This window comes from Bacillus paranthracis, from assembly GCF_001883995.1.
GTDB lineage: Bacteria > Bacillota > Bacilli > Bacillales > Bacillaceae_G > Bacillus_A > Bacillus_A paranthracis.
On record NZ_MACE01000005.1, the window covers coordinates 168,784 to 192,682 of the forward strand.

24 protein-coding genes are annotated in these 23,899 nt (G+C 35.4%); 7 read left to right on the top strand and 17 right to left on the bottom strand.

Translation table 11 applies throughout. The features are described 5' to 3' along the window. Positions 1-54: 54 nt before the first annotated feature. Both BAQ46_RS01365 and BAQ46_RS01370 read right to left on the bottom strand, forming a co-directional pair. Complete coding sequence (locus BAQ46_RS01365) at positions 55-1,995, bottom strand: BglG family transcription antiterminator (protein WP_000169840.1); 1,941 nt, start codon at positions 1,993-1,995, stop codon at positions 55-57. A 74-nt stretch (positions 1,996-2,069) separates the two neighbouring features. After that, entirely contained in the window at positions 2,070-3,158 is a 1,089-nt protein-coding gene (locus tag BAQ46_RS01370) for a DUF871 domain-containing protein (RefSeq protein WP_001253343.1), read from the bottom strand. Between the two features lie 319 nt (positions 3,159-3,477). Here BAQ46_RS01370 and BAQ46_RS01375 point away from each other — a divergent pair, with 319 nt between their 5' ends. Together BAQ46_RS01375 and BAQ46_RS01380 are read left to right on the top strand one after the other, a co-directional pair. Continuing rightward, positions 3,478-4,680, top strand: a complete 1,203-nt coding sequence (locus BAQ46_RS01375; RefSeq protein ID WP_000503266.1) for an MFS transporter — start codon at positions 3,478-3,480, stop codon at positions 4,678-4,680. A gap of 330 nt (positions 4,681-5,010) precedes the next feature. Further along, on the top strand, positions 5,011-6,666 hold the full coding sequence (locus BAQ46_RS01380) for a Na/Pi cotransporter family protein (protein ID WP_000456257.1): 1,656 nt from the start codon (positions 5,011-5,013) through the stop codon (positions 6,664-6,666). A 34-nt stretch (positions 6,667-6,700) separates the two neighbouring features. Here the strand turns inward: BAQ46_RS01380 and BAQ46_RS01385 are convergent, their stop codons facing one another. After that, on the bottom strand, positions 6,701-7,699 hold the full coding sequence (locus BAQ46_RS01385) for a YhdH/YhfP family quinone oxidoreductase (protein WP_001016973.1): 999 nt from the start codon (positions 7,697-7,699) through the stop codon (positions 6,701-6,703). Positions 7,700-8,013: 314 nt separating this feature from the next. On the opposite strand from BAQ46_RS01385, the gene BAQ46_RS01390 reads away from it, so the two are divergent. Together BAQ46_RS01390 and BAQ46_RS01395 are read left to right on the top strand one after the other, a co-directional pair. Next, entirely contained in the window at positions 8,014-9,216 is a 1,203-nt protein-coding gene (locus tag BAQ46_RS01390; RefSeq protein ID WP_000437431.1) for an LCP family protein, read from the top strand. A 148-nt stretch (positions 9,217-9,364) separates the two neighbouring features. Then, a complete protein-coding gene (locus BAQ46_RS01395; RefSeq protein ID WP_000642365.1) occupies positions 9,365-9,805 on the top strand; it encodes a YbjN domain-containing protein in 441 nt (146 codons plus the stop codon). Positions 9,806-9,838: 33 nt separating this feature from the next. Here BAQ46_RS01395 and BAQ46_RS01400 read toward each other — a convergent pair whose 3' ends face one another. From BAQ46_RS01400 to BAQ46_RS01465, 14 genes are all read right to left on the bottom strand, one after another. Next, a complete protein-coding gene (locus BAQ46_RS01400; RefSeq protein ID WP_000060727.1) occupies positions 9,839-10,603 on the bottom strand; it encodes a sulfite exporter TauE/SafE family protein in 765 nt (254 codons plus the stop codon). 33 nt (positions 10,604-10,636) lie between these two features. Then, positions 10,637-11,116 carry a DsrE/DsrF/DrsH-like family protein gene (locus tag BAQ46_RS01405; RefSeq protein WP_000437719.1) on the bottom strand — a complete coding sequence of 160 codons (480 nt, stop codon included), beginning with the start codon at positions 11,114-11,116 and terminating at the stop codon, positions 10,637-10,639. 60 nt (positions 11,117-11,176) lie between these two features. Continuing rightward, complete coding sequence (locus BAQ46_RS01410; protein WP_000661803.1) at positions 11,177-11,473, bottom strand: rhodanese-like domain-containing protein; 297 nt, start codon at positions 11,471-11,473, stop codon at positions 11,177-11,179. 14 nt (positions 11,474-11,487) lie between these two features. Next, complete coding sequence (locus tag BAQ46_RS01415; RefSeq protein WP_000382692.1) at positions 11,488-11,853, bottom strand: rhodanese-like domain-containing protein; 366 nt, start codon at positions 11,851-11,853, stop codon at positions 11,488-11,490. A 19-nt stretch (positions 11,854-11,872) separates the two neighbouring features. Continuing rightward, positions 11,873-12,217 carry a sulfurtransferase gene (locus BAQ46_RS31510; protein ID WP_071741527.1) on the bottom strand — a complete coding sequence of 115 codons (345 nt, stop codon included), beginning with the start codon at positions 12,215-12,217 and terminating at the stop codon, positions 11,873-11,875. A 66-nt stretch (positions 12,218-12,283) separates the two neighbouring features. Continuing rightward, positions 12,284-12,511 (bottom strand): sulfurtransferase TusA family protein, encoded by a 228-nt coding sequence (locus BAQ46_RS01425; protein ID WP_071741528.1) that lies wholly within the window; start codon positions 12,509-12,511, stop codon positions 12,284-12,286. Between the two features lie 24 nt (positions 12,512-12,535). Beyond that, a complete protein-coding gene (locus tag BAQ46_RS01430) occupies positions 12,536-12,763 on the bottom strand; it encodes a sulfurtransferase TusA family protein (protein ID WP_071741529.1) in 228 nt (75 codons plus the stop codon). 38 nt (positions 12,764-12,801) lie between these two features. Then, complete coding sequence (locus BAQ46_RS01435; protein WP_000114199.1) at positions 12,802-13,932, bottom strand: MBL fold metallo-hydrolase; 1,131 nt, start codon at positions 13,930-13,932, stop codon at positions 12,802-12,804. Positions 13,933-13,970: 38 nt separating this feature from the next. After that, the gene (locus BAQ46_RS01440; RefSeq protein ID WP_000023963.1) at positions 13,971-14,531 is read right to left on the bottom strand and encodes a sulfurtransferase TusA family protein; all 561 of its coding nucleotides are present in this window, start codon (positions 14,529-14,531) and stop codon (positions 13,971-13,973) included. Between the two features lie 83 nt (positions 14,532-14,614). After that, complete coding sequence (locus BAQ46_RS01445; protein WP_000456206.1) at positions 14,615-14,878, bottom strand: metal-sensitive transcriptional regulator; 264 nt, start codon at positions 14,876-14,878, stop codon at positions 14,615-14,617. A 185-nt stretch (positions 14,879-15,063) separates the two neighbouring features. Then, complete coding sequence (gene cdr, locus BAQ46_RS01450; RefSeq protein WP_071741530.1) at positions 15,064-16,728, bottom strand: CoA-disulfide reductase; 1,665 nt, start codon at positions 16,726-16,728, stop codon at positions 15,064-15,066. Between the two features lie 139 nt (positions 16,729-16,867). Continuing rightward, positions 16,868-18,145 carry a neutral/alkaline non-lysosomal ceramidase N-terminal domain-containing protein gene (locus BAQ46_RS01455; RefSeq protein WP_071741531.1) on the bottom strand — a complete coding sequence of 426 codons (1,278 nt, stop codon included), beginning with the start codon at positions 18,143-18,145 and terminating at the stop codon, positions 16,868-16,870. 109 nt (positions 18,146-18,254) lie between these two features. After that, positions 18,255-19,673 (bottom strand): stage V sporulation protein SpoVR, encoded by a 1,419-nt coding sequence (spoVR, locus tag BAQ46_RS01460; RefSeq protein ID WP_001202713.1) that lies wholly within the window; start codon positions 19,671-19,673, stop codon positions 18,255-18,257. Between the two features lie 114 nt (positions 19,674-19,787). Continuing rightward, positions 19,788-20,348 (bottom strand): nitroreductase family protein, encoded by a 561-nt coding sequence (locus BAQ46_RS01465; RefSeq protein ID WP_000214810.1) that lies wholly within the window; start codon positions 20,346-20,348, stop codon positions 19,788-19,790. Positions 20,349-20,580: 232 nt separating this feature from the next. On the opposite strand from BAQ46_RS01465, the gene BAQ46_RS01470 reads away from it, so the two are divergent. The 3 genes from BAQ46_RS01470 to gerYC all read left to right on the top strand — a co-directional run bounded on the left by BAQ46_RS01470 (position 20,581) and on the right by gerYC (position 23,888). After that, positions 20,581-21,177 carry a hypothetical protein gene (locus BAQ46_RS01470; protein WP_000276992.1) on the top strand — a complete coding sequence of 199 codons (597 nt, stop codon included), beginning with the start codon at positions 20,581-20,583 and terminating at the stop codon, positions 21,175-21,177. A 126-nt stretch (positions 21,178-21,303) separates the two neighbouring features. Continuing rightward, positions 21,304-22,809 carry a spore germination protein GerYA gene (gene gerYA / locus BAQ46_RS01475; protein WP_000489325.1) on the top strand — a complete coding sequence of 502 codons (1,506 nt, stop codon included), beginning with the start codon at positions 21,304-21,306 and terminating at the stop codon, positions 22,807-22,809. Then, positions 22,806-23,888, top strand: coding sequence for a spore germination protein GerYC (gene gerYC / locus BAQ46_RS01480; protein WP_071741532.1), 1,083 nt, complete (start codon positions 22,806-22,808; stop codon positions 23,886-23,888). The genes gerYA and gerYC overlap by 4 nt, the downstream gene beginning before the upstream one ends. Positions 23,889-23,899 lie beyond the last annotated feature (11 nt).

Sequence of the window (23,899 nt, forward strand, 5' to 3'; positions counted from 1 at the left end):
ACAATTAAACATAAAAAACTTCCGTTGTGTAACGGAAGTTTTTATATACTTCTCTTATAACGATAATAATATCTCTTGAAAATCTTCAACCACTTCAGCCTGAGCTAATTTCTCTATCGTATTTTGATTAGACATAATATCATATAAAAAATCATAAAGCTTTTGTAAATCTTCATTATTATTGCGCTTTACACTAAATAAAATAATAACTTGTACTTTCTTATCTCCCCAGTCAACCGCTTTATTAAGTGTACAAAACATCAAAAATGTTTTCTCACTTAATAACTGCATCGGATGTGGAATCGCAACTAAATTCCCAACCGCTGTAGGGGATGTATTCTCTCTTTCCATAACAGAGTCATAAAAGTGTTCTGGGACATAGTTTTTCTCAGCAGCTTTCTCACATAAAAATCGGATAACCTCTTCCTTCGTAGAAGCATTGTGATTTAAAAAGATTAAATCTTCCTTCATATATTGCTGTACACTAGTATTCACATGCGTAAATAACTGCTGACCAATTGACTTAATCTCTTTATCATCAAATATTGAGTTTACTTTTATAACAGGCACAGGTAAACCACTTGGTATATGAATCGTACTAATAATACAATCTATTTTATCTTTATAAAGGTCTTCTACTTTCAATTGATAATAACCGGTAATTCCCACAATCTCTAATTTATCTCGGAACTGTGATAGAATTTTATATTTCAATAGTTGGGCACTTCCTTGACCAGTTGCACAAACTAATAAACATCTTTTCTTTTGATTCTGTTCCTGTAAACGGCTCATCGCTCCGCCGAAGTGAATCGCAATATAACCAATTTCACTTTCCGGAATCGATTCTCCCGTATATTCACCAATTATATCTCCAACGAGAACCGCAATTTCAAAAGCATACGGATAATTCTTTTTCACTTCTGCCAAAAGAGGATTTCTCGTATTTAACTTATACTTCAAACGATTTAATAACGTTTTTAAATGAACACCAAACCCAAATAATAATTCTTCATCATAATAAAAAATAAGATTCCGTTCTTCCGCTACTTTAAAAAGAATATGTTGCATGAATGCATATAGATCTTTTCCTAATAGTTCTTCCACATTTTCATAACGATCTTTCGCTGTAACAGCAGTACTTAATAAATGCATCGTCACATATAAAACTTCTTCTTCTGGAAATGAAAGATGCAACTCTTTCTCTAAATCCCCTAAAATCTCTTTCGCAATTGTGTATTCTTTCTTTATTATAAGTTCAGCTTGCTCTACATGTAGTCCTTTCATATAATGTTGATCTTCACAACGCTTTAATGCAATTGCAATATGAATGACTAAATTATCAATTTCTATATCTGATAAGTATATCGTTCCTCCTTCGATATACTTTAATATAATCGAACGGATAAGCGGTATATGAGGTAGCGATAAGTATGTATCATTCTGCTCAAATTGCTCATGAAACGGAGTATGGTCATAACGCGGTAAACCATATTGTGATAAACAAGAACGAATATGAAACTCCTCTCCGACAATACGTATACCATAATACGGTCTCTTTTCAATTTGTAATTGATAGCGACCACATATATCTGTCACATCTTTCATAATTAAATTTACAGTCGATTTACTTACATAAATCTCCTCTGCTAACTGTGAAAGCTTCACATACCCATCTGTCGTTAAAATACGTTGTAGAATGTAAGCTATCCTTTCTTCGTAAGAAGTTGGGATCTTTTCCGTCTGTTTTTGAAATAGACTCACGCAAAACTCTTCAAACTTCTTCGCTTGTATAATTTCTAGTTCGTATCCAGTCCCTCTTTGCGATTCAATTTTCGCTCCATTTTCTTCCAATATATCATTTAATAATTTTATATCTTTTTGAATCGTCTTCGTTGATACATGTAAACGGCTCGCTAAAAAAGCTCGATTTAACATCGATTTCTCTTCTAAAAACTCCTCTAAAATAGAAACTAATCGCTGATGCACCTTTGTCATAGCTCTTCCTCTCGCAATTTATATATAAAAAGGAAAAAGCTGCTGAAATCAGTAGTTTTTCCCTTTTATTTTATCTATTTCTTTAATGTAAATCCGAATTTATCCCATGCTTGCAAATAATCTAATAAGAAAATCTCTTCTTCTACAATTCGACCAACTACATTTGTTTTTCCTGTATTCACCATATCTTTTAATGCAATTTGCAATTCACCTTTATATTGGCCATATTGCTCATTATCAATTAGAAGATCGCCGCGCTTAATTTCACGTGTATGATGAGGTTTAAACTCTTCTTTTTTATATTTCACACGGCTTTGTGTAGAGCGAATCATATATTCAGATACATCCCCGCGATAAAAATGAGGCTCGTCTAATACGATAATTTTTTCTAGTTCTGTCGTTGTATCATATAACTCTATATCAAATGTTTGTTTCTCTTTATTTAATGCACCTAGTGCTTGTAATTCTACTTCTGATGCATAAGCATTCGCAATAATAACATCATCAATTAATTCTGTTGCAAATAAATGCTTCGCTTGTGTTGTCATTGGTAATTCACGATGCTGCTCTAACGTACATAATCCTTCTGTTACTGGCCAAGGTCCATATGTTGCATCAAATGATGAAATAAAAGCAGCCGTTCTCATACCGTAATCTTTAAATTGTTTCGAGCATTTCATAAAATGATCATATGATAATCCGGAATAACGATGCGGATAAAAATTATGGCAACCAATTAAATTTTCGCGATTTGGTCTATGACTCATAATGTTATCTACATACTTCGTACCGTTACTCATATTGATCTCAATTTTTAAGCCATACGGATTGTACGTCATAATTGATTCTTCTAATCCTGAGAAACCAACATCTAAACGAATACCGTACGCACCTAGTTCATGGAAAAACGATAAATCGTTATATGAAATACCTAATTGCTCAAAAACAGCTGGACTAATATCAACTAACACTTGGAATCCTAATGCATTTGCATGAGAAATCGTTTCTTTAAACTCTTCTATAATTTTCTCTTTTTCACCATCTACAGATAATAAACATGTAAATACACGAGTAAATCCGTATTTACTTGCTAATGTTAAATACTCTTTATCTTTCTCTACTGTTGAATGTTCTGGATAAATAGAAATACCTAATCGTCTCATATGTACACGCCTCTTTCTTCATCATATTGTAAACCTTTTCAAATATATGTAGCGAAAAAGTATATATCCCCTTCTCATTCACTACTTTTTGAATCCGCTTTCTTTAAAGAAAAAACAATTTCTATCATTCATAACAACTACCAGTCTATACATCTATACTTTACATCTTTTTTTCATAGTTGTGTAGTCTTTCCACAAATTTGTCAGTTTTTTACCTCGAAAATTGTTGTACGTTTTCAAGGCACCTTCCTTGACTGTTTCATTGGCCAATACATATACTCGAAAGAAAAGAGAAATTTTTTATATAGGGGATGAATATATGGGAGAAGCAATACTCGTAAAACGAGAACCGTTATGGACGAAAGAATTTGTTGCGCTAATTCTAGCAAACTTATGTATGTTTTTAGGATTTCAAATGTTAATTCCGACTTTACCTGTTTATGTGAAAGAAATTGGAGGTACAAGTTCCAATATTGGATTTGTTGTCGGTATGTTTACTGTTGCGGCACTTTTTGTTAGACCGCTAACTGGAAATGCCTTGCAAAAATTCAGCAAAAAAATCATTTTAATGATTGGTACTGCTATTTGTTTACTCGCTATGGGTAGTTATCTTTTCGCTTCAACTGTTTTCCTATTGCTTGCCGTTCGAATTTTACACGGAGCTGGTTTTGGTATTACAACGACTACATATGGAACTGTCGTTTCCGATTTAATTCCGCAAGCTCGCCGCGGTGAAGGCATGGGATATTTCGGTCTTTCTGGAACGATTGCAATGGCGCTCGGTCCACTTATCGGACTTTGGCTTATGCAAACATATAACTTCACGATTCTTTTTTTATGTGCACTTTCCTGTACAATTGTTTCATTAATATTAACGAAACTACTTCAAATCAAAAAATCGCCGCAATCACCACAGCAAACATCTGGTACCTTTCTCGATGGATTTATTGAGCGCAAAGCTTTACTTCCTTCATTATTAATATTATGTATTACATTAATGTACGGGGGAATCGGAAGCTTTATTACGTTATTTGCTACAGAAGTCGGCATTGCTGATATAAGCCTCTTCTTCTTATTTAATGCACTTGCAATCGCTGTTACTCGTCCATTTTCCGGAAAGTTATATGATGCAAAAGGTCATTCCTTCGTAATTATTCCAGGAGTTATTATTACGTTTACAGGGATTATTTTATTGTCGTATACAACTACCATTCCAAGCTTAATTATTGCAGCAGCATGCTACGGAAGTGGTTTCGGAGCGATTCAACCTGCACTACAAGCGTGGATGATTGACCGAGTAGCACCGCACCGACGAGGAGTCGCAACAGCTACATTCTTCTCAGCATTTGACCTTGGAATTGGTGCTGGCGCGATTATTTTTGGATTCATTGCACATTTTACAAACTACGCAACTGTATATCGTTATTCCTCTCTATTACTTATTGCTTTCCTATTCATTTACATCACAAGTGTAAGAAGACAAAAGCATGGAAATAAAAACACAGAAAAAGCTGCTGGATAATTCCAGTGGCTTTTTTACGTATTTTTGAGTTTATAAAACTACATGCATTTTCCTACATATTTTTTTACCTTTCATCAAAAAATATACGATGAACTCACAGACGCTTTCCTTCATATACAAATGAAAAACACTATTCTAAAGAGTGTGATTTCTTTACAAAAATACGATTTACAAAAGATAAAAACCAATAAAATACAGCTGTTTCTTTAAAGAATTGTAAACTTTTTATCCCTTTGTAAATTTAGTGTAAATTTTACTGATAAATCGTTTACAGTGGCTCACGGTTCAGTTAATAATTACATCGTACATGAAATTTAAGGAGTGGAATGCGTGGAATACAATGTTCAAGATATGATCTTCCAGTTCATTGGTGGATTAGGTATTTTCTTATTCGGAATTAAATACATGGGCGATGGACTGCAACAAGCTGCTGGAGATCGTCTTCGTGATATTCTAGATCGCTTTACAACAAACCCACTGATGGGTGTACTAGCAGGTATGTTAGTTACCGTATTAATCCAATCAAGTTCAGGAACAACCGCTTTAACAGTCGGACTTGTAAGTGCTGGGTTTATGACATTAAGACAAGCAATCGGTGTTATTATGGGTGCGAACATCGGTACGACAGTTACTGCATTTATTATTGGAATTAAAATCGGAGAATATGCTCTTCCAATTATGGCAGTTGGAGCTATCTTACTATTCTTCTTTAAAAATAAAAAAGTACATTCTTTAGGTCAAGTTATATTCGGTTTTGGTATGTTATTCTTCGGTTTAGAACTAATGAGCACAGGTATGAAGCCTCTTCGCTCTTTAGAATCATTCCAAGAATTAACGGTTAGCATGAGTGATAATCCAATTTTAGGTATTGTTGTTGGTACAGTCTTCACTTTAATTGTACAAAGCTCAAGTGCAACAATCGGTATTTTACAAGAACTATTCGGTCAAGGTGCAATCGATTTACAAGCTGCCCTTCCTGTATTGTTTGGTGATAACATCGGTACAACAATTACAGCTGTATTAGCAGCAATCGGTACTTCAATTGCTGCAAGACGCGCAGCATTAGTTCACGTTATCTTTAATATTGTCGGTACAATCATCTTTACAATTTTATTAATACCTTTTACAAATTTAATTCAATACTTCCAAACGTCATTAAACTTAAATCCAGAGATGACAATTGCATTTGCACACGGAACATTTAACGTAACGAATACAATTATTCAGTTCCCATTCATCGCTGTATTAGCATGGATTGTAACGAAAATTATTCGCGGGGAAGATGCTGCTATTGATTTCAAACCGCAACATTTAAATCCAATCTTTATTGAACAATCTCCAGCTATTGCTTTAACTGAAGCACAAAAAGAGATTATTCGTATGGCTGAGTTTTCATTACATGGATTAAAAGAAGCAAACCAATTTTTAAACACACAAGATAAAAAACACGCTGACATGGCTACTCAATTAGAAGGAGCTATTAACAACTTAGATAAAAAAATTACCGAGTATTTAGTTTTACTATCAGAAAAGCCGCTTTCACCTACAGATTCTGAAAAACATTCCGTTTTAGCAGGTGTCGTTGGCGATATTGAACGTGTCGGTGATCATGTAGAAAACCTTGTAGAACTTGTTGATTTCCAAATTTCAAACCGTGTTTCCCTATCAAACGAAGCACTAGCTGAATTAAATGAAATGCTTGAGTTAACGATTTCAACATTACAAGACGCAGTTGAAGCTTTAACAAACTTCGATACTGAACTAGCTCAAACAGTTATTGCAAAAGAACGTAAAATCGATCAAATGGAACGTGTTCTTCGTAAACGTCACGTATTACGTCTGAATGAACGTAGCTGTTCAGGTGATGCAAGTATCATCTTCGTTGATATGGTAAGTAACTTAGAGCGCATTGGCGATCACGCTGTAAATATCGCTGATGGTGTTTTAGGTGAACAAGGTAAAGTCCATTTAAAACAATCATTATAATAGGAAAGAGACGCTAACATGAGCGTCTCTTTTTTCATTTCATATTTACAACCGTTCTACCTTTTAACTTTCCTTGCAATATAAGTGTAAACTTCTCATCTAATTCTTCTAATGTACATTCTTCTGTATAAGATAGTAACTCTTTGTTTTCCCATTCATTTGCTAGGAGCGTCCATACATCTCTTCTCACATCTACTGGGCACTGTACAGAATCTACTCCTAACAGGCTTATGCCTCGCAAAATAAACGGATATACCGTTGTTTGTAATTCATGGCCTGCCACATTACCGCATGTCGTTACGCACCCGCCATACTTTACCGTTTTTAAAGCTGTTTCTAACATATGTCCACCTACAGTATCGATAACCCCGGCGTATATTCCTTTAAGCATTGGTCTTCCTGATTCATCATTCAATTCTGCGCGATGAATCACCTTTTTCGCTCCTAGACGTAGTAGCATCTGTTCCTCTTCCATTTTTCCTGTCGCTCCTACTACGCTAAACCCTAACTTACTTAAAATACTAACAGCTACACTTCCTACGCCACCTGTAGCACCCGTTACTAGTACATCTCCCATACTTGGCGTTATACCTGCTCTAATAAGCTTATATACTGATAAAGCAGCTGTAAAACCTGCTGTCCCGTACATCATACTTTCCTTTAATGACATTCCCTCTGGTAAAGGGACAATCCAAGATGCTGGCACGCGAATATATTCTCCGAAACCACCAGAAGTATTCATCCCTAAATCATATCCCGTTACAATGACTTGATCTCCCGCCTTAATGGTAGCATCTTTACTACTCACAACCACTCCTGCTGCATCAATTCCTGGCGTATGAGGATATGTTCTCGTAACACCTTTATTACCAGTGGCTGAAAGAGCGTCTTTATAATTTAGTGAAGAATAATGAACCTGTATGAATACGTCCCCTTCAGGTAAACTACTTACTTCTCTCTCGACAACGTTTCTTACAAACTGCTTATTTTCTGTTTCGTTCACAACGATTGCTCGGAATGATGTATGATTCATTATGTTCTCTCCTTTATCCGTCAAATTCTTCTTTATTATATAGAAGAAACAAGTAGACCTATTCATTTCTTCTTGGCTATATTTCAACAAATCTTACTTCTCTATTACTTTCTCACAATACATATTTTCATTTCTACTAAAAAACCTTATACTTATTCTACATCTGAAAAATAAAATATAGAATATCTGACTTTTTATAAATAAATTGAATTTTTACGAAATGTAAATGATTTGTAATGTTTTTTTTCGCTAAATTTCATTATAATAAGTGGATATGAGTGTCGTATTTCAATCCAAATGAAGGAGTACAGGAAATGGAGCAAAACCCATCTTTGCAAGAAAATACACGCAGTAACCCGAAAAAAAATAAGAAAAAAATAAAAGTTATTATAAGCGCTATACTATTCGTTTTATTAATAGGCGGCGGTTATACTTGGTTTTTAGTAAATAAAGCATCTTCTGCTGTTCGAAATGCCGCACATGATTTAGCGCGCGGTGATAAATCTGATTTACGTGATAGAGCTGTAAAACCTATTACAAACAATGTCTCTGTCTTAGTAATGGGTGTTGATGAAAGCGATGTCCGAGGAAAAGAATATGGTGAAGCTATTAGAACAGATGCGCTGTTGCTTGCAACGTTTAATAAAGATAGCAAAACTGTAAAACTATTAAGTATCCCACGTGACACATATACTTATATTCCAATAGAAAAGAAAAAAGATAAAATTACACACGCTCATGCATTCGGTTCTGCTAAAAATGGAAAAAATGGTGGACCACAAGCAAGCATTGATGCAGTTGAAAAATTAATGAATGTTCCTGTCGATTATTTTGTGAAATTTAACTTTAAATCATTTATAAAAATCGTCGATGACTTGGGCGGTATTGAAGTTGATGTACCAGTTGAATTTACTGAGCAAGATAGCAATGATAATGCAGAGGCAATTCACCTAGAAAAAGGTGTTCAAAAGTTAAATGGCGAAGAAGCTCTTGCTCTTGCTAGGACAAGACACATCGATAGTGATGCAATGCGTGGACAACGTCAACAACTCGTTATCGAGGCTATTTTAAAGAAACTAACAAGTGTTGGTTCTGTAACAAAAGTTGGCAACATCATTGATGATATTAACGGACAATTCGTTACAAACTTAACATTTGATGATATGCTTTCATTCTATAAGTACGGATCGGATTCAGAAATCGAGAAATTACAAATTCAAGGTGACGACTGCTATATGGAAAAAGGGGACGATACATGTAGCAAATCCGCTGGTGGCGGCCGAACGTATTACTACAATCCAGATAAAAAAGAATTAGCAAAGGTTACAAACGATCTTCGTACTCATCTTGGATTACCTGCATATACAAAAACAGACTCTGATTCGAAAAAAACAAGTACAGAGAAAACAAAAGAATCTAAGTCTGAAAATACAAGTGAACGCGAATCAAGTAACAATGAAATGAAAAATAAAAATAGCAATGAAGATACAGAAACATCGTCTAACGACAATGAATAATAAAGAAGCAGTTCTCTATGGAGGTAGAGTACTGCTTCTTTTTATTCCGTCACAATTAAAAATCAGAACTTTCTAACTATCTTTTTTAATATTTTTAAATTATAATAAATAGTAGCAATCTATTCCAATTATCAGGGGGCTCATACATATGAAAGCTGCAGTAAAACATAACATCTCAGATTTTAAAGACTACTTAAAGTCAAACGATATATACATGGAAGAAAATATAGATGAAAATGATGGTTCTGTTCATTTTTCAGTAGGATTAGAGACAGAAGCTGGCGCAAAAATTCAACTTATCGCTGCTTTCCAAAACGAACATCCTACTGTAGATATATACTGCTTCAATGTTGCTCACGTACCTAATGAAGCAGCAACAAATGATGTTTTACATACCATTAATGAATTAAATACATCTTATCGATTTGCAAAATTCACATTAAACAAGCAAAATGCAATTGATATTTCAACATCTCTTGCATTCTCAGAGCCAAACTTTAATCCAGCACTTGTCTTTGAACATACGAGAATGCTATATAAATTAGCAAATGACGAATATAAAAACTTAATGAAAGTGATTTGGGCATAAATAAAAGGATGGGCTGCAAGCAGCGCCATCCTTTTATTTCAATATCATATCAATCCACATCTTAATAGCTGTACCTACAATCAAAATCGATAACATATATTGCAGTGCTTTTTGATTGATCTTTTTCCCTACTCGCGCTCCAAGCGGCGCTGCAAAGATACTTGCAATCGCAATAATAAGAGCTGGAATTACAACTACTTGTCCAGTTATTACTTTTCCAGTTGTAATCCCTACTGAAGAAATAAACGTAATAGCGATAGATGTTGCTATCGTTGTACGTATCGGCAATTTTAAAATAACTAGCATAATCGGAACTAAAAGGAACGAGCCTCCAGCACCTATAATGCCTGATGCTCCGCCTACAATAAAGGCCAACAAGCTTGCTAACCATTTATTATATTTCACTTCATCACCATTATTTCGTTTCGGTACGAACATCATAATAGCAGCAATTGTTGCTAACGCTGCATAAACAACATTGACCGTATGTTCCTCCAATGCATTAGCACCAAAACTACCTATGAAACTTCCTATTAATATACTAGCTCCCATATACACAACGAGCGTTTTATCCATATCATTACTTTTCCGATAAGCCCATGCCCCTGCAAAAGTTGCAAAGAATACTTGCACCGCTGTAATACCACTCACTTCATGTGCAGTATAGCCAGTAAATCCTAGCAATACCGGAATGTATAAGATCATCGGATAATTAATAATCGCACCGCCAATTCCAACCATTCCTGATATAAACGATCCTATAAACCCAATTATAAAAAGTAATACGACTAAACTCACCTTATATCCCCCGCCTTCTAAAAAGAAGGTGATTTAAATGAATAAGTTTACATTCCCATCCGAAGCATCTGCTAAATAAGCTCCTACTCCTGCAAACTCTACCCCTTCCATAATCTCTTCCTCTTTTAACCCTAATAAATCTACTGTCATTTGACAAGCTACAAGTTTAATCCCCTGTTCTTTCGCCAAATCAATTAAATCTGGTAACGGCATCGCATTATGTTTTTTCATAATACCTTTAATCATCTTTGGTCCCATACCAGCAAAATTCATTTTAGATAATCCCATCTTATCAGCGCCGCGTGGCATCATCTTTCCAAACATTTTTTCTATGAAAGTTTTCTTTACCTCTACATGTTCATCTTTCCTTAAAGCATTTAATCCCCAGAAAGTATGAAAAATAGTTACCTCTTGATCATACGCCGCTGCACCATTTGCAATAATATAAGCAGCCATCGCTTTATCATAATCTCCGCTAAATAAAACGATTGTTGTTTTCTTCTGTTGTTCCATGTTGTTTTCCCTCCAATTACCTATAGGGGTATTTTTATTTTTATAAAAAATTGTTTCGCCCTATTCTACTTTACCTTCCCACGCTAACATACCACCTACCATATTGATTGCTTGAAAACCGTAGCTCTCTAAAAATTGAACAGCTCGTGCACTTCTTCCGCCAGAACGACAAACGATAATATACTCTTTCTTTTTATCCAACTCATGCATACGAAACTCCAATAATCCTAGTGGAATGTTACACGCTTCTGGAATTTTCCCTTCAGCTACTTCTTCTACTTCACGTACATCTACGATATTTACTGCTTCTTTACGTACCAATTTTTCTTCTAATTCTTTTGCTGTCATTTCTTTCATTTTACATTTCCTCCTCACAAACCATTCATACCGCCTGAAACATTGATAACGTGCTGAAATCCTAATTTTTTTAATACTTTTGCAGCCTGCTTACTTCTCATTCCACTTTGACAAAGAACAATAACTTCTTTCTGTTTATCTAATTGTTGCGCCTTATTAGCTAGTTCATTTAATGGGATATTCCGAAACCCTTTAATATTGTTCCCTCTATACTCACCAGCTGTTCGCACATCAATAAATTGTTTATTATTTTGTCCCATCATACGTTTTAATTCTTTTCCTGAAATGTTTTTTACTCCTCTAGCTGGTAAGAATCGAGAAATAATAAACCACGATACAAGTACAATTAAGATTATATTCAATATTGTCTTCACATCCATAAAGCTATTCAAACTCCTTCTATACTTTTTTCCTATCCAAATACATACTATAACTTTGAATATGGAACCCCTTCTTTCTTAAAAAGCGTATACTTAAATTCCGATCCACTTTATTATGAACAATAAGATGCAAAGGCTTATTTGGTATTTCATGATAATACCGTTTTAAATACGCATATGGTATACACATAATTCTAGAATTGTTATCACTGTTGCTCTCTGTATAATTTCGTACATCTACAATAACACTTTCAGTTTTCCTTACTTGTTCTAACGAAATATATGCAACATTTAAAACGGGAATGTAACGTTTTACTAAACTTCCCAGCACCAATACTATTAGGGGTATAACTATATAGAACATATATGATTATCCTCTTTACTTTCAATAATAAGCAGATGATTTGCTCCTCCGCCTATTATTGAAATGCTATGCTTTCTTGATCCAGAACTTTAATTCACCATCTTCTTCCGTGTGTTTTAACACTTCATGACCGCCTGTTTGTGACCATGCTGGAATATCTTTAATCGCACCTTTATCTGTTGTGTGTACTTCTAATACTTCTCCTGATTGTAATGCTTCCATTGCCTTCTTTGTTTTTACAATTGGCATTGGACACGCTAATCCTTTTACATCTAATACTTGCTTGGCATTCATTTCATATACCTCCTGTTTTTATCATTAAGCCTTCTTAATCCAGAACTTTAATTCGCCGTCTTCTTCTGTATGCTTTAACACTTCATGACCACTTGTTTGTGACCATGCTGGAATATCTTTAATCGCACCTTTATCTGTTACGTGTACTTCTAACACTTCTCCTGATTGTAATGCTTCCATTGCCTTCTTTGTTTTTACAATTGGCATTGGACACGCTAATCCTTTTACATCTAATACTTGCTTGGCATTCATTTCATATACCTCCTGTGTTTATTTCATTTGAAACCGAATTAATTATGAACAGCACAACGGTTTGGACCAATCTCCATTTCACGCTCTTCGTCTTCATTTGGATTTAATTGTCCCATATTTGTTTGACGAATTTCTTGATATGCATTCGGTTGAGGTGGTAAATTCTCTGTTACAACTTTACGGAACTCTCCCTCATCCTCAATATTTAAACCTGCATTATGCTCAAATAAATCTTTTAATTTTGCACTAACAATACCACTTTCGTCCATTTCACTTATTTTTGAATAATGAGCCGGTAACACAATTAAACTTTGAGATAGTTCTTTATATCGGCTATACAAAGTATTACGTAAATCACTTACCCAATCTTCAGCTTTCCCAGCAAGATCTGGACGCCCGATTGAATCTACAAATAAAATATCGCCTGATAATAAATAGGAATCATCTACAATAAATGACGTACTTCCAATCGTATGCCCTGGTGAGTATAATGCGTCAATTTCAATTTTAGTACCCCCCACCGTAATAACAGATCCTTCAACAAGCGGTTCGTATGAGAAAACAACTTCCTCCGCATCTTTTGGCGGTAACCAATACGTACCACCTACTTTTTCCGCTAACTTACGTCCTCCAGAAATATGGTCTGCATGTAAATGTGTATCCATTACATTCGTAATCGTAACAGCATGCTCTTTCGCAAATTCTTCATACGCTTCAACTGTTCTTACTGCATCAATAACTGCTGCTTCACCGTTTGAAACGACCATATAAGATAAACAGCCTTTTCCAAGACGGTTAAACTGATACATACTTCCGCCATTTTTTAAATCTCCAACTTTTACAGGCTTTACATATTCACTCCATGCCTTCATACCACCAGCTAAATAATAAATATTTTCTAATCCAGCCTCTGTTAATTGCTCTGCCACAAATATAGAAGACCCTTCTTTTGCGCATACTACTAAAACATCTTTATCTTTAGGTAATTCACTTACAATATGATCTACACCATCTAACAAATCAAAATACGGTTTATTTATAGATGAGATTTGTTTCCCTTCAATTTTCCAATCTTCATAATCCGTCTCATTACGAACATCTAAAATAAACAACTCTCCGAATAAAACTTTCTCTGCAACATCTTTTGCTTGTAATGATTTAACACTCATCTTTTTACCCCCTATGGTATATTTACATTTAAAAAAATTTAATTCTTTATATTCCCTTGCCACTCTAACATACCTGGAATGACATTTTTCACATTTTCATAACCTTTCTCTTTCAACATATGGCAAGCTACATCACTACGGTTACCAGTTCGGCAAACAACATAAATTTGTTTCGTCTGATCTAAAACTGCACTGTCTAACTCTCCTAACGGCACCGAAATGGCCGATGGAATATGACCAAAAGCAAATTCCGCTGCTTCTCGAACATCTAATACAATACACTCTTCATCGCTTAATAATATCTCTTCCAACTCCGTATTCGTAATTGTATGAGGATACTTTGCTACTTCGTTCACTTCATGCTCATGTGCTTTCCTAATGTAATGCATCAAAACATCGCCCTCTTGTTTCGTCCCGATATATTGATGCCCTACTTTATTTGCCCAGCTTTGTATATCTACTGTAGATCCTTTATCTGTTGCCTTAATTTCAATCACTTGTCCTGATGCCAATCCTTCTATCGCCTTCTTCGTTTTCACAATCGGCATCGGACAAGCTAACCCTTTACAATCTAAACTCATATCCACTTTTATACTCATAGTGATTCCTCCATAACTTATATATACCTGTAGGGGTATATTGAAATGTTTTTGAAAATCTGTCAACACTTACGTTTGACAGATTATCGGCTTTTTACAAGTAATTGAACAGCTTCTTTAATTAACTCTTCATTTGAACCATTACCACTTTCAAACTGTTCACGCAAGCATTGCTCTAAATTCGTTCCAACAACAAGTCCAATTGTACGATCAAGTGCAGAACGAGATGCCGTTAACTGTGTAATAACCTCTCGGCAATCTTTTCCTTCTTCCATCATACGAAGCACACCACGAACTTGCCCTTCAATACGTTTTAATCTATTTTTCATGTCTTGATTATATTCCATTGTATAATCACCTCATTACCATTATGTCACCATTTATAGCTTATGACAATATATTATACCCTGTAGGGTATTTTGTAAACCCCTATTTTAAACTTTTACCTTATACATTCACAAAATACAAAGCGAAACCTTCATCTATAGGCTTTCATCTTCCACCAAATTTTGAAGTGGAAGATGAAAAAATATCAATATACAATACGTTCTGGTAATACTGTTCCATACAATTTAAAACCACCATCTACATTCTTTACCTTATATCCTTTTTCCATTAACATGCGCGCTGCAACATATCCTCTCATACCGAGTTGACACGTAATATATATATCTTTATCCACTGGCACTTCATTCAAACGATCACGTAATTCATCTAACGGAATATTAACAGAGCCTTTAATCATTCCTTGTTTTAATTCATTAGGCTCTCGAACATCAATAAGATATCCACCATTTTCAACAATACGATCTATTTCATGCCATTGTACTGTGTCCACAAAACCATCTACTATATTACTTGCTGCATACCCTACCATGTTTACAGGGTCTTTTGCAGAAGAATATGGCGGGGCATATGATAATTCTAAATCTGGCAAATCAAGTACAGTTAAATTTGCTTTTATTGCCGTTGCGATAACATCCATACGCTTATCTACACCGTCACGTCCTAGAGCCTGTGCTCCGTAAATTTTCCCACTATCTTTATTAAAAATTAATTTTATTAGCACTGGCGTAGCATTCGGGTAGTATCCCGCATGCGAATTTGCCTGTACATGCACTACCTCATAGGGTATATTTAATCGTTTTAATATTTTCTCATTTACTCCAGTCGAAGCAACTGTTAAATCAAAAACTTTAGCTACAGAAGTTCCGAGTGTACCTTTATATACAGAATCTGTATGACCATGAATAATATCTGCTAACATACGACCTTGACGATTAGCTGGCCACGCTAAAGGAATCATCGTTTCTATTTCTGTAACAAAATCTTTCACTTCTATCGCATCACCAATTGCATATATATGTGGGTCAGACGTTTGAAATTTCTCATTTACTTTTATCGTCCCTCTAACTCCTAATGCTAATCCTGCATCCTTCGCTAAACTACTCTCTGGTTGTACACCAATTGCTAAAATAATCATATCTGTTTTTATAACTGAGCCACTTTTTAAACGTACAACAGTCCCGTTCTCTTCTAATGCATCTACACCATCTTCAAAAACAAGCTCAACATTGTGCTTGTTCAAATGCTCATGCACATATGCCGCCATTTCATAATCGATTGGTGGCATCACTTGATTTGCCATCTCTACAAGAGTAACATCAATTCCACGTTCTCTTAAATTTTCAACCATCTCCACACCAATAAATCCGCCACCAATAACCGTCGCATGACGTGGTTTCTGCTCATCAACGTATGCTTTAATACGATCTGTATCCGGTACATTTCGTAACGTAAACAGTGCCTTCGCTTCTTCAATCCCTGGAATAGATGGAACAATTGGTTTTGCCCCTGGTGAAAGAATTAACACATCATATTTCTCGTTATATGTTTCATTTGTCGTTACATTCTTTATCGTAATTGTTTTCTCTTCTTTATTAATCTGTACTACTTCACTCAATACACGTATATCTAAATTAAAACGCTTCGACATTCTTTCAACAGTTTGTACTAATAATTTTTGTCTTTCTGTAATGACACCGCCAATATAATATGGCAATCCACAGTTTGCGAATGAAATGTATTCACCGCGTTCAACCATAATAATTTCATCTTCCTCACTTAAACGACGAAGCCTTGCAGCTACTGAGGCCCCGCCAGCAACTCCGCCTACTACAACTATTTTTCTGGACATATTTTAAACCTCCATAGTATTTAATTTTCTCAAACCCCACACAAAACCTATACCTGTATGGGTATATAATAAATTATAAAAAAGTTAATTTCAATCAATATGTCTTTCTTTCACAAATTTGAAACAAATAAAAAAGAACTTAGATATCTCCAAGTTCTTTTACGTATAGTTCTATAACTTTCTGTACGATTACATCTGCTGTATTTTCCTCCGGCGGCATCAATAAATTTGTAACCGGCCCATACACAACAGGACTTAATTCCACTTCATAACCACCATATGAAATTTCTTCCTTTGTCGGCAAGTAACCAATATATCCGTTCATATATCCACCAAAGAAAGCCAATTCATTTTGAAGATTCTCTTTCACTTCTAATGCCGTTTCCGAAAAAGGTTCCATCGGTATACCTGAAAACATACCATCATTCACTTGAAACAGTTGCACTTCTAAATCAATAGTTAAATGCCGAATACCTTGCTTATATTTCTCTAAAACGATAGTAAGCCATTCATCCGTGTTCACACCCCACTGCTTCTCAGCTAATTGAGCCATGCTTCGTATTTCATCAATTTCAGGGATATCCTGCAGTTTCATTTGCACCGTACTCGAAACTGTTCTTAAATTTACAATTGGGCTGTATGTAACTGTTGGCAACATCGTTAATACATGTCCACTAAGTGTGTAAGCCATTTTCTTTAATGCTTCCCTTGAACCGCGATATTTCGCATTTACATTACCAGCAGCTCCTTGCACAATCATAACAGGACAGTTTACGATCCTCTCAAGAACCTCCCTCGTCATTCCAGGATAATCCGCTGATAATACATCGCTATCACCTTTTAAAACATTCGGATGCGCAGTACAAAATACTACAATACCAGATAGCTCCTTCGTTTCAGCATTTCTTATTGCTAACATCCCAATTCTTTTATCTACAACGCCCTCTATATTTGTTCCCATCTTCGCTCTTCCATCAGATGTTCTCTCTCTTCGGTTGACCCCAATATCACCTGTCGTAACACCCCAGCCAACTTCACATCGCTTCAAGTTGTTATTCGCAGTAACAGCACCTTGCACCACATTATTTACTAAAATCGTTTTATACGACCTTACTAAAGGTTGCTCACCAACAGTTTCTGGACCAGAATGTGTATGTGTATAAACAACTGTTATTCGCTCAAATGGAACATGAAGCCTACTTGCTACTCGCTCACGAATCATATTCGTATCTTCTACTAACATTCCAATATTATCAATACTTATAAACACAGTTTTCATTTCATCTTTTTCAAATACAAAAACCGTCCCATAAATACGCTCTTCAACATTATTTATTCCTGTCTCTCTATGGTATCCAACAAAATCAATGCCAACAGGCGGCGTAATATCCACCTTGCATACCCCTATTTTGCTCATTTGAATCACTCCATTTCTCTATGTAACTCCCTTTTTTCAAGAATAGCATATTTGACCTTGTTCCAAATAAAAAAAGAACGAACATAGCATCCTATGTCCGTTCTTCCCCTCACACATACTTCCGATGCACCATCTTCCCATCATAAGAAAACACAACACCCTTACTCTCCACAATCGACTCCATATGCACCGTTCTTCCCCACAGCTGATGAAGATATGGTAATACCTTTTCTAAGTATTTTAAATCGAGCTCGATTCCTTCGTAACTATGCTTAATATACAATTCTCCGTTCTTTAAGTAGTCCCCGTCTTCTACTACTAAGTACGGGAAACCGCCATTTGTTCGCATATTTACGAGTTGATCACGTACATGTTCCCACTCTTTATCTATTACTTTATATTCTTTTCCTTGGCGCTGGAATAAGTACATATCTTCTCGCATAACAAGATCTTTATTTAAATAGTTTCTTAGGAACGATACATCCCATTCGATTTCGCGTACTTCAAAGATTTTGTCTCGACCAGATCCTGGTTTTACGCCGCGTCGTTTCATTTCTTCAGTAGGGTTATTGTAGCGCTCCTCTATATCTTCAAACATTTTAATACCGAGGTAGTATGGATTAATGCTTGTTTTTGATGGCTGAACGACGCCCGCATTTAATTTCGCAAATTCAATTGCTTCATCAGATGTTAAATCCATTTCGCGAAGTATGCGTTGATGCCAGAAGGATGCCCAGCCTTCGTTCATGATCTTCGTTTCAAGCTGCGGCCAGAAATATAGCATTTCCTCACGCATCATCGTTAATATGTCCCGCTGCCAATCTTCTAGCTCACGGCTATATTCTTCAATAAAGAGGAGTAAGTCTTTCTCTGGTTGTGGTGGGATTTTCTTCTTTTTACGAACATTGGAGCGTTCCCTCTTTTTATTGCGATCATCTAAATTCCATAAATCATCGTATTGCGATACCTTTTTCTTTTCTACTTCTTCCTCTTCTAAATCATCAATACTCCACGCAAGTTTTGGACGCATAAGCGACGGATCAATATGCTCTTGAATGGCAAGTACGGCATCTAAAAATGTTTCTACCTCTTCTTTTCCGTACTTATGCTCATATGCTTTCACCCGTTCAGCTGTCGCTGACATACTTTCTACCATATCTCGCTTCGTATTTGAAAAACGAATATTATTTTTAAAGAAGTCACAGTGCGCTAACACGTGCGCTACGATTAATTTATTTTGAATTAACGAGTTCGTATCTAATAAAAAGGCATAACATGGATCAGAGTTAATAACGAGTTCGTATATTTTACTAAGACCTAAATCATATTGTAATTTCATTCTGAAAAACTGTTTCCCAAAACTCCAATGTGAAAACCGCGTCGGCATCCCATATGCACCAAATGTATAAATAATTTCCGCTGGACATATTTCATAACGCATCGGATAAAAATCAAGCCCAAATCCAGTCGCAATTTCCGTAATTTCCGCAATTGCATATTGCAGTGCTTTATCGTCACTTGCTCTCATTATTTTCCCTCCTTACACTTTCCCTTAAGAAAGTGTATGATTGAGAACAAGCTTTCATGAGGATTGATTGCATAATAAAAAGACACCCTCATAAAAACGAGAATGTCTCATCTATTAACCTTCAATAATCTCCATCTTCTCCGTAATCGGTGTACGAGCTTTTCCTTCTGGTGCTTTATCGAAATAGCCAAGGTGAAGAATTCCAACGATGCGTTGACCTCTAGTTAAACCAAGTCCTTCTATAAATAATGGATTGTAGTTTAATCCACCTGATTTCCAAACACAACCTAAACCGCGTTCCCAAGCAAGAAGTTGGAAGTTTTGCATAAATGCACATGTTGCAGCGTAATCTTCGTCACGTTGAATTTGACGTGGATCTTCATTTATGTAAACAACAATTTGTGCTGGCGTGCTTAAGAAACGATCCGATAAAATTTTACCGCGTTTCGCTCTTTCTTCTTCTGTGAAAGAGTTTAATACTGCGTCTACTAATTTCTGACGACCTTCTCCAATGTATAATTTACAATTCCATGGTTCACGATGTTTATGATTCGGTGCCCACGTTGCGTCGTTTAATAGTTCAATTAATAACTCTTTGTCTACTGCTTTATCTGTAAATGTACGAACAGAACGTCTTTCTTTAATCACATTTGCGATGGAAGTATATGTAGTCATATTTTTCTCTCCCTTATTTTTATCTATATGTATACGTTTATTGTTGATATTGATTTTCAATTTCGATTATGCCTTAGTTTTTTACTATTAATCAATGTTTTATGTTGGAAAACTTCCAAAAACTTCAGTTCATACTGTGAATAAAAAAACTTGATTTGTTCACAAGTATTTCACATTTTATGGAAATGATATGTGTACAGTTTTTCACATTATCCATCTAGGAGGAGTTTACATGTACAAAAAAATCGCAGTAAGTATGACTATGGCAGCATTATTATTCGGTGCAACCGTCTTCCCCACTTTCGCTGCTACGCCAAAAGAAGTCACATTGCATCATCATAAACCAATTTCAGAAGAAGAAATGCAGTCGCTCGAAAAACTCGGCTATAACAAACATGAAATTTGGAAAGCTGCCCACATTGCAAAAATGAGTAAAAAAGAAATTAAAGACGTTTTAGCTTACTATAAGCAAAATAATTCTTGGGAGAAAACAGCAGAGCATTTCGGGGTAGACCCAAGTAAGTTAAAAAAGCATCATATGAATAAAGAAACGAAAAAGGCACTACTGCAACAATTAGCAAATATGCAAAAATCTACACCAGACGGGCTAAAACAAAAAATGAAAGAATATAATATCGGATTACGTCAGCTCACGGTATTAACAATCATCTCTCAAAAAAGTAATACTCCCCTTGATGATGTGCTAAAAATGAAAAAAGACGGAATGGATATGAAACAAATTGCCGAAAAATTAAATGTAAAAAAAGAAGATATACGAGCAGAAATGATTAAATTAGTAAAGTCTATTAAGGAAAAGAAAACAAATTAATATGCCAAAAAGGAAGAGTTTTTCAATACTCTTCCTTTTCTTTATGAACTTTCAATTTTTAAGTATAAATTCCCGCCTTTCCCAAAAACTAACACAAGTAAATGATATATGTTAGGGGGTGGGAAAATGTTTCGTTTATCATCTAAAAAGAAAAAACAAACCTTCTGTTCTATTCCAGATTTTATCCATACGATGAAAAAATCAAGCGACTTTTCTTCTTATAACATTATAGAAGATGGGACATTATGTTTGTTTTATTATAAATCTACAGTAGAATCACTTATTATTAAGCGATTCATTTTAGCACCTATAAAAAATAAATTAGAGGAGATTCAACATATTGATGACATCTTAAATGTCGTATCTATTGAAGACATCCTCATCAATCCGTCCATTGATGATATTCGTGAGAAATTATTAGGTGGATACGTATTATTACAACTAAAAAAAGGTTCAGGGCAAGCAGCGTATGCACTTCTACGCGCCGAGAGTACCGTTTTAGGAACTCGTTTAGTAAATGACACGGAAAATGAATATAGTGTTATTGGCCCTAAAGTTGGTTTTGTTGAAAATGTTGATATAAATATACATTTATTACGCCGAAATATCGTAACCGAGCAATTAATCTTCAAAGAAGTTAGCGTTGGTTCTATGTCAAAAACCAAAATCGTAGTTGCTTACATCGAAGGCATTACAAATGAACAGCATATTAACACCGCAACGCAACGTCTACAAGATATTGATTTTGATTACCCTTTTGATGCAACTATGATTGAACAATTCATTAGTGATAATAGTAACTCTCCATTCCCTGTTTTACTACCTACAGAGCGTTTAGATCGTTCTGTTTATGCATTACTAAACGGAGGAATTGTCATTTTAACAGACGGTTCACCATATGCATTAGCTGGACCAGCAACATTACTCGATTTTTTCGTCTCTCCAGAAGACTATTATTTACCATGGATGGCAGGGTCATTTCTTAGATTAGTTCGCTTTTTTGGAGCGGCATTCTCTCTATTTTCATCAGCTATTTATACAGCTGTATTAACGTATCACTATCAAATGATTCCAGCAGATTTACTCGGCCCTATTATTTATTCCAGAGCCAACGTACCATTTCCACCTGTTTTGGAGGCACTTTTTTTAGAAATCACAATCGAATTACTGCGCGAAGCTGGGGCGCGTTTACCGACTAAAGTTGGTCAAACGATTGGTATTGTTGGTGGTATTGTAATTGGGCAAGCATCAGTTGAGGCTGCTTTAACGAGCACCATCTTACTAATTGCTGTTGCGCTGTCTGCACTAGCTTCTTTTACAACACCGACAGTAAAAATGTCTTCTACTATCCGGATATTACGCTTCCCTCTTATTATTTTAGCCGGAGCATTTGGAGGTGTAGGTCTTATCGTCGGATTTGTATTCATATTGGCTCATTTAATTCGCTTAAAATCACTTGGATCACCTTATTTATTACCTTTATACCCATTTCGCGGTTTAGGTACAGCTGAAGGACTCCTTCGTCTTCCATTTAGTCAAACTGCGGGACGAGCTTCTTTTTTAAGGCCCAAAAAGAAATGGCGCTATGATCCAAACAAAGCGAAAGAAAAACGTGACGGTGAGGAAAAATGAAAAATATTTTTTTATGCTTTTTCATTATCATTTTAATTTTCCAATCTGGTTGTACAGAAGCTCATATAGTTGATACACAGCGAATGATTCACGTAGGTGGATTCGATATAACAAAAAACAAAAAATTTCGCGGAACAATTTTATATCCGGATTACACAAAAGGCGTACAATCTAAACCAGAAACTCAATCCACTCATGCAGGTACAATTGAAACAATCTCTTCCCTTTTAAACGCAAAATCACCACATACAATCGCTGTGGGGCAAATGCGTGTTGTCCTATTCGGAAAAGCATTTGGTGAACATGGACTTGGAGATGTTATTAACAACTTACAACGTGATCCTAACATTGGCCGTGATGTACAACTAGCACTTGTGGATGGTTCAACAGAAGAATTACTTAAACATGTGAAAACAAATGGATCGCTATATCTATCTGAATTACTGGAACAAAATATAAAAAACGAGACAATCCCTCGGACAGCTTTAAATATTTTTTTATATAACTTCTATTCATCTGGATGCGATGCATTTCTTCCTTACATTCAAGTATCAGAAGACAAATCTGCTTCCATTAAAGGGCTCGCTTTTTTAAAAAAGGATAAAGTGGCTATGTATACAGACAGGAAAAGGTCTTTTTTATTTAAATTACTCATTAATCCAACGAAAAATGGGCGTTACGAAGTTCCAATACGTCAAGGTAAACATAAAGGAGTAATTGCTACTCAAAACTTATCTGGAAATAGTGAGTGCTCTCTTTCGCCAAACGGTGATATTCCGAAAGTTAACATACACTTAAAGTTAAATGGACTCGTAAAAAATGCTCCCAGATGGCTGGATTTATCAAAGAGTAAAAATGTAACTTACGTAAAAAGACATATAGAAAAAATGCTTGAAAAGGATTTAAACGAATTAATAAAACAATTCCAAGAAAATAAAATCGATCCAATAGGAATACGTGAAGAAATTCGTAGTCATTCAAGAAAATGGAGCATGAAACAAATTCAAGATATGTATCCTAACGTAGACATTGCTGTTCATGTGAAAATTAATGTCGTACAATCTGGTATCGGAGAATAGTGAGGTGCTAT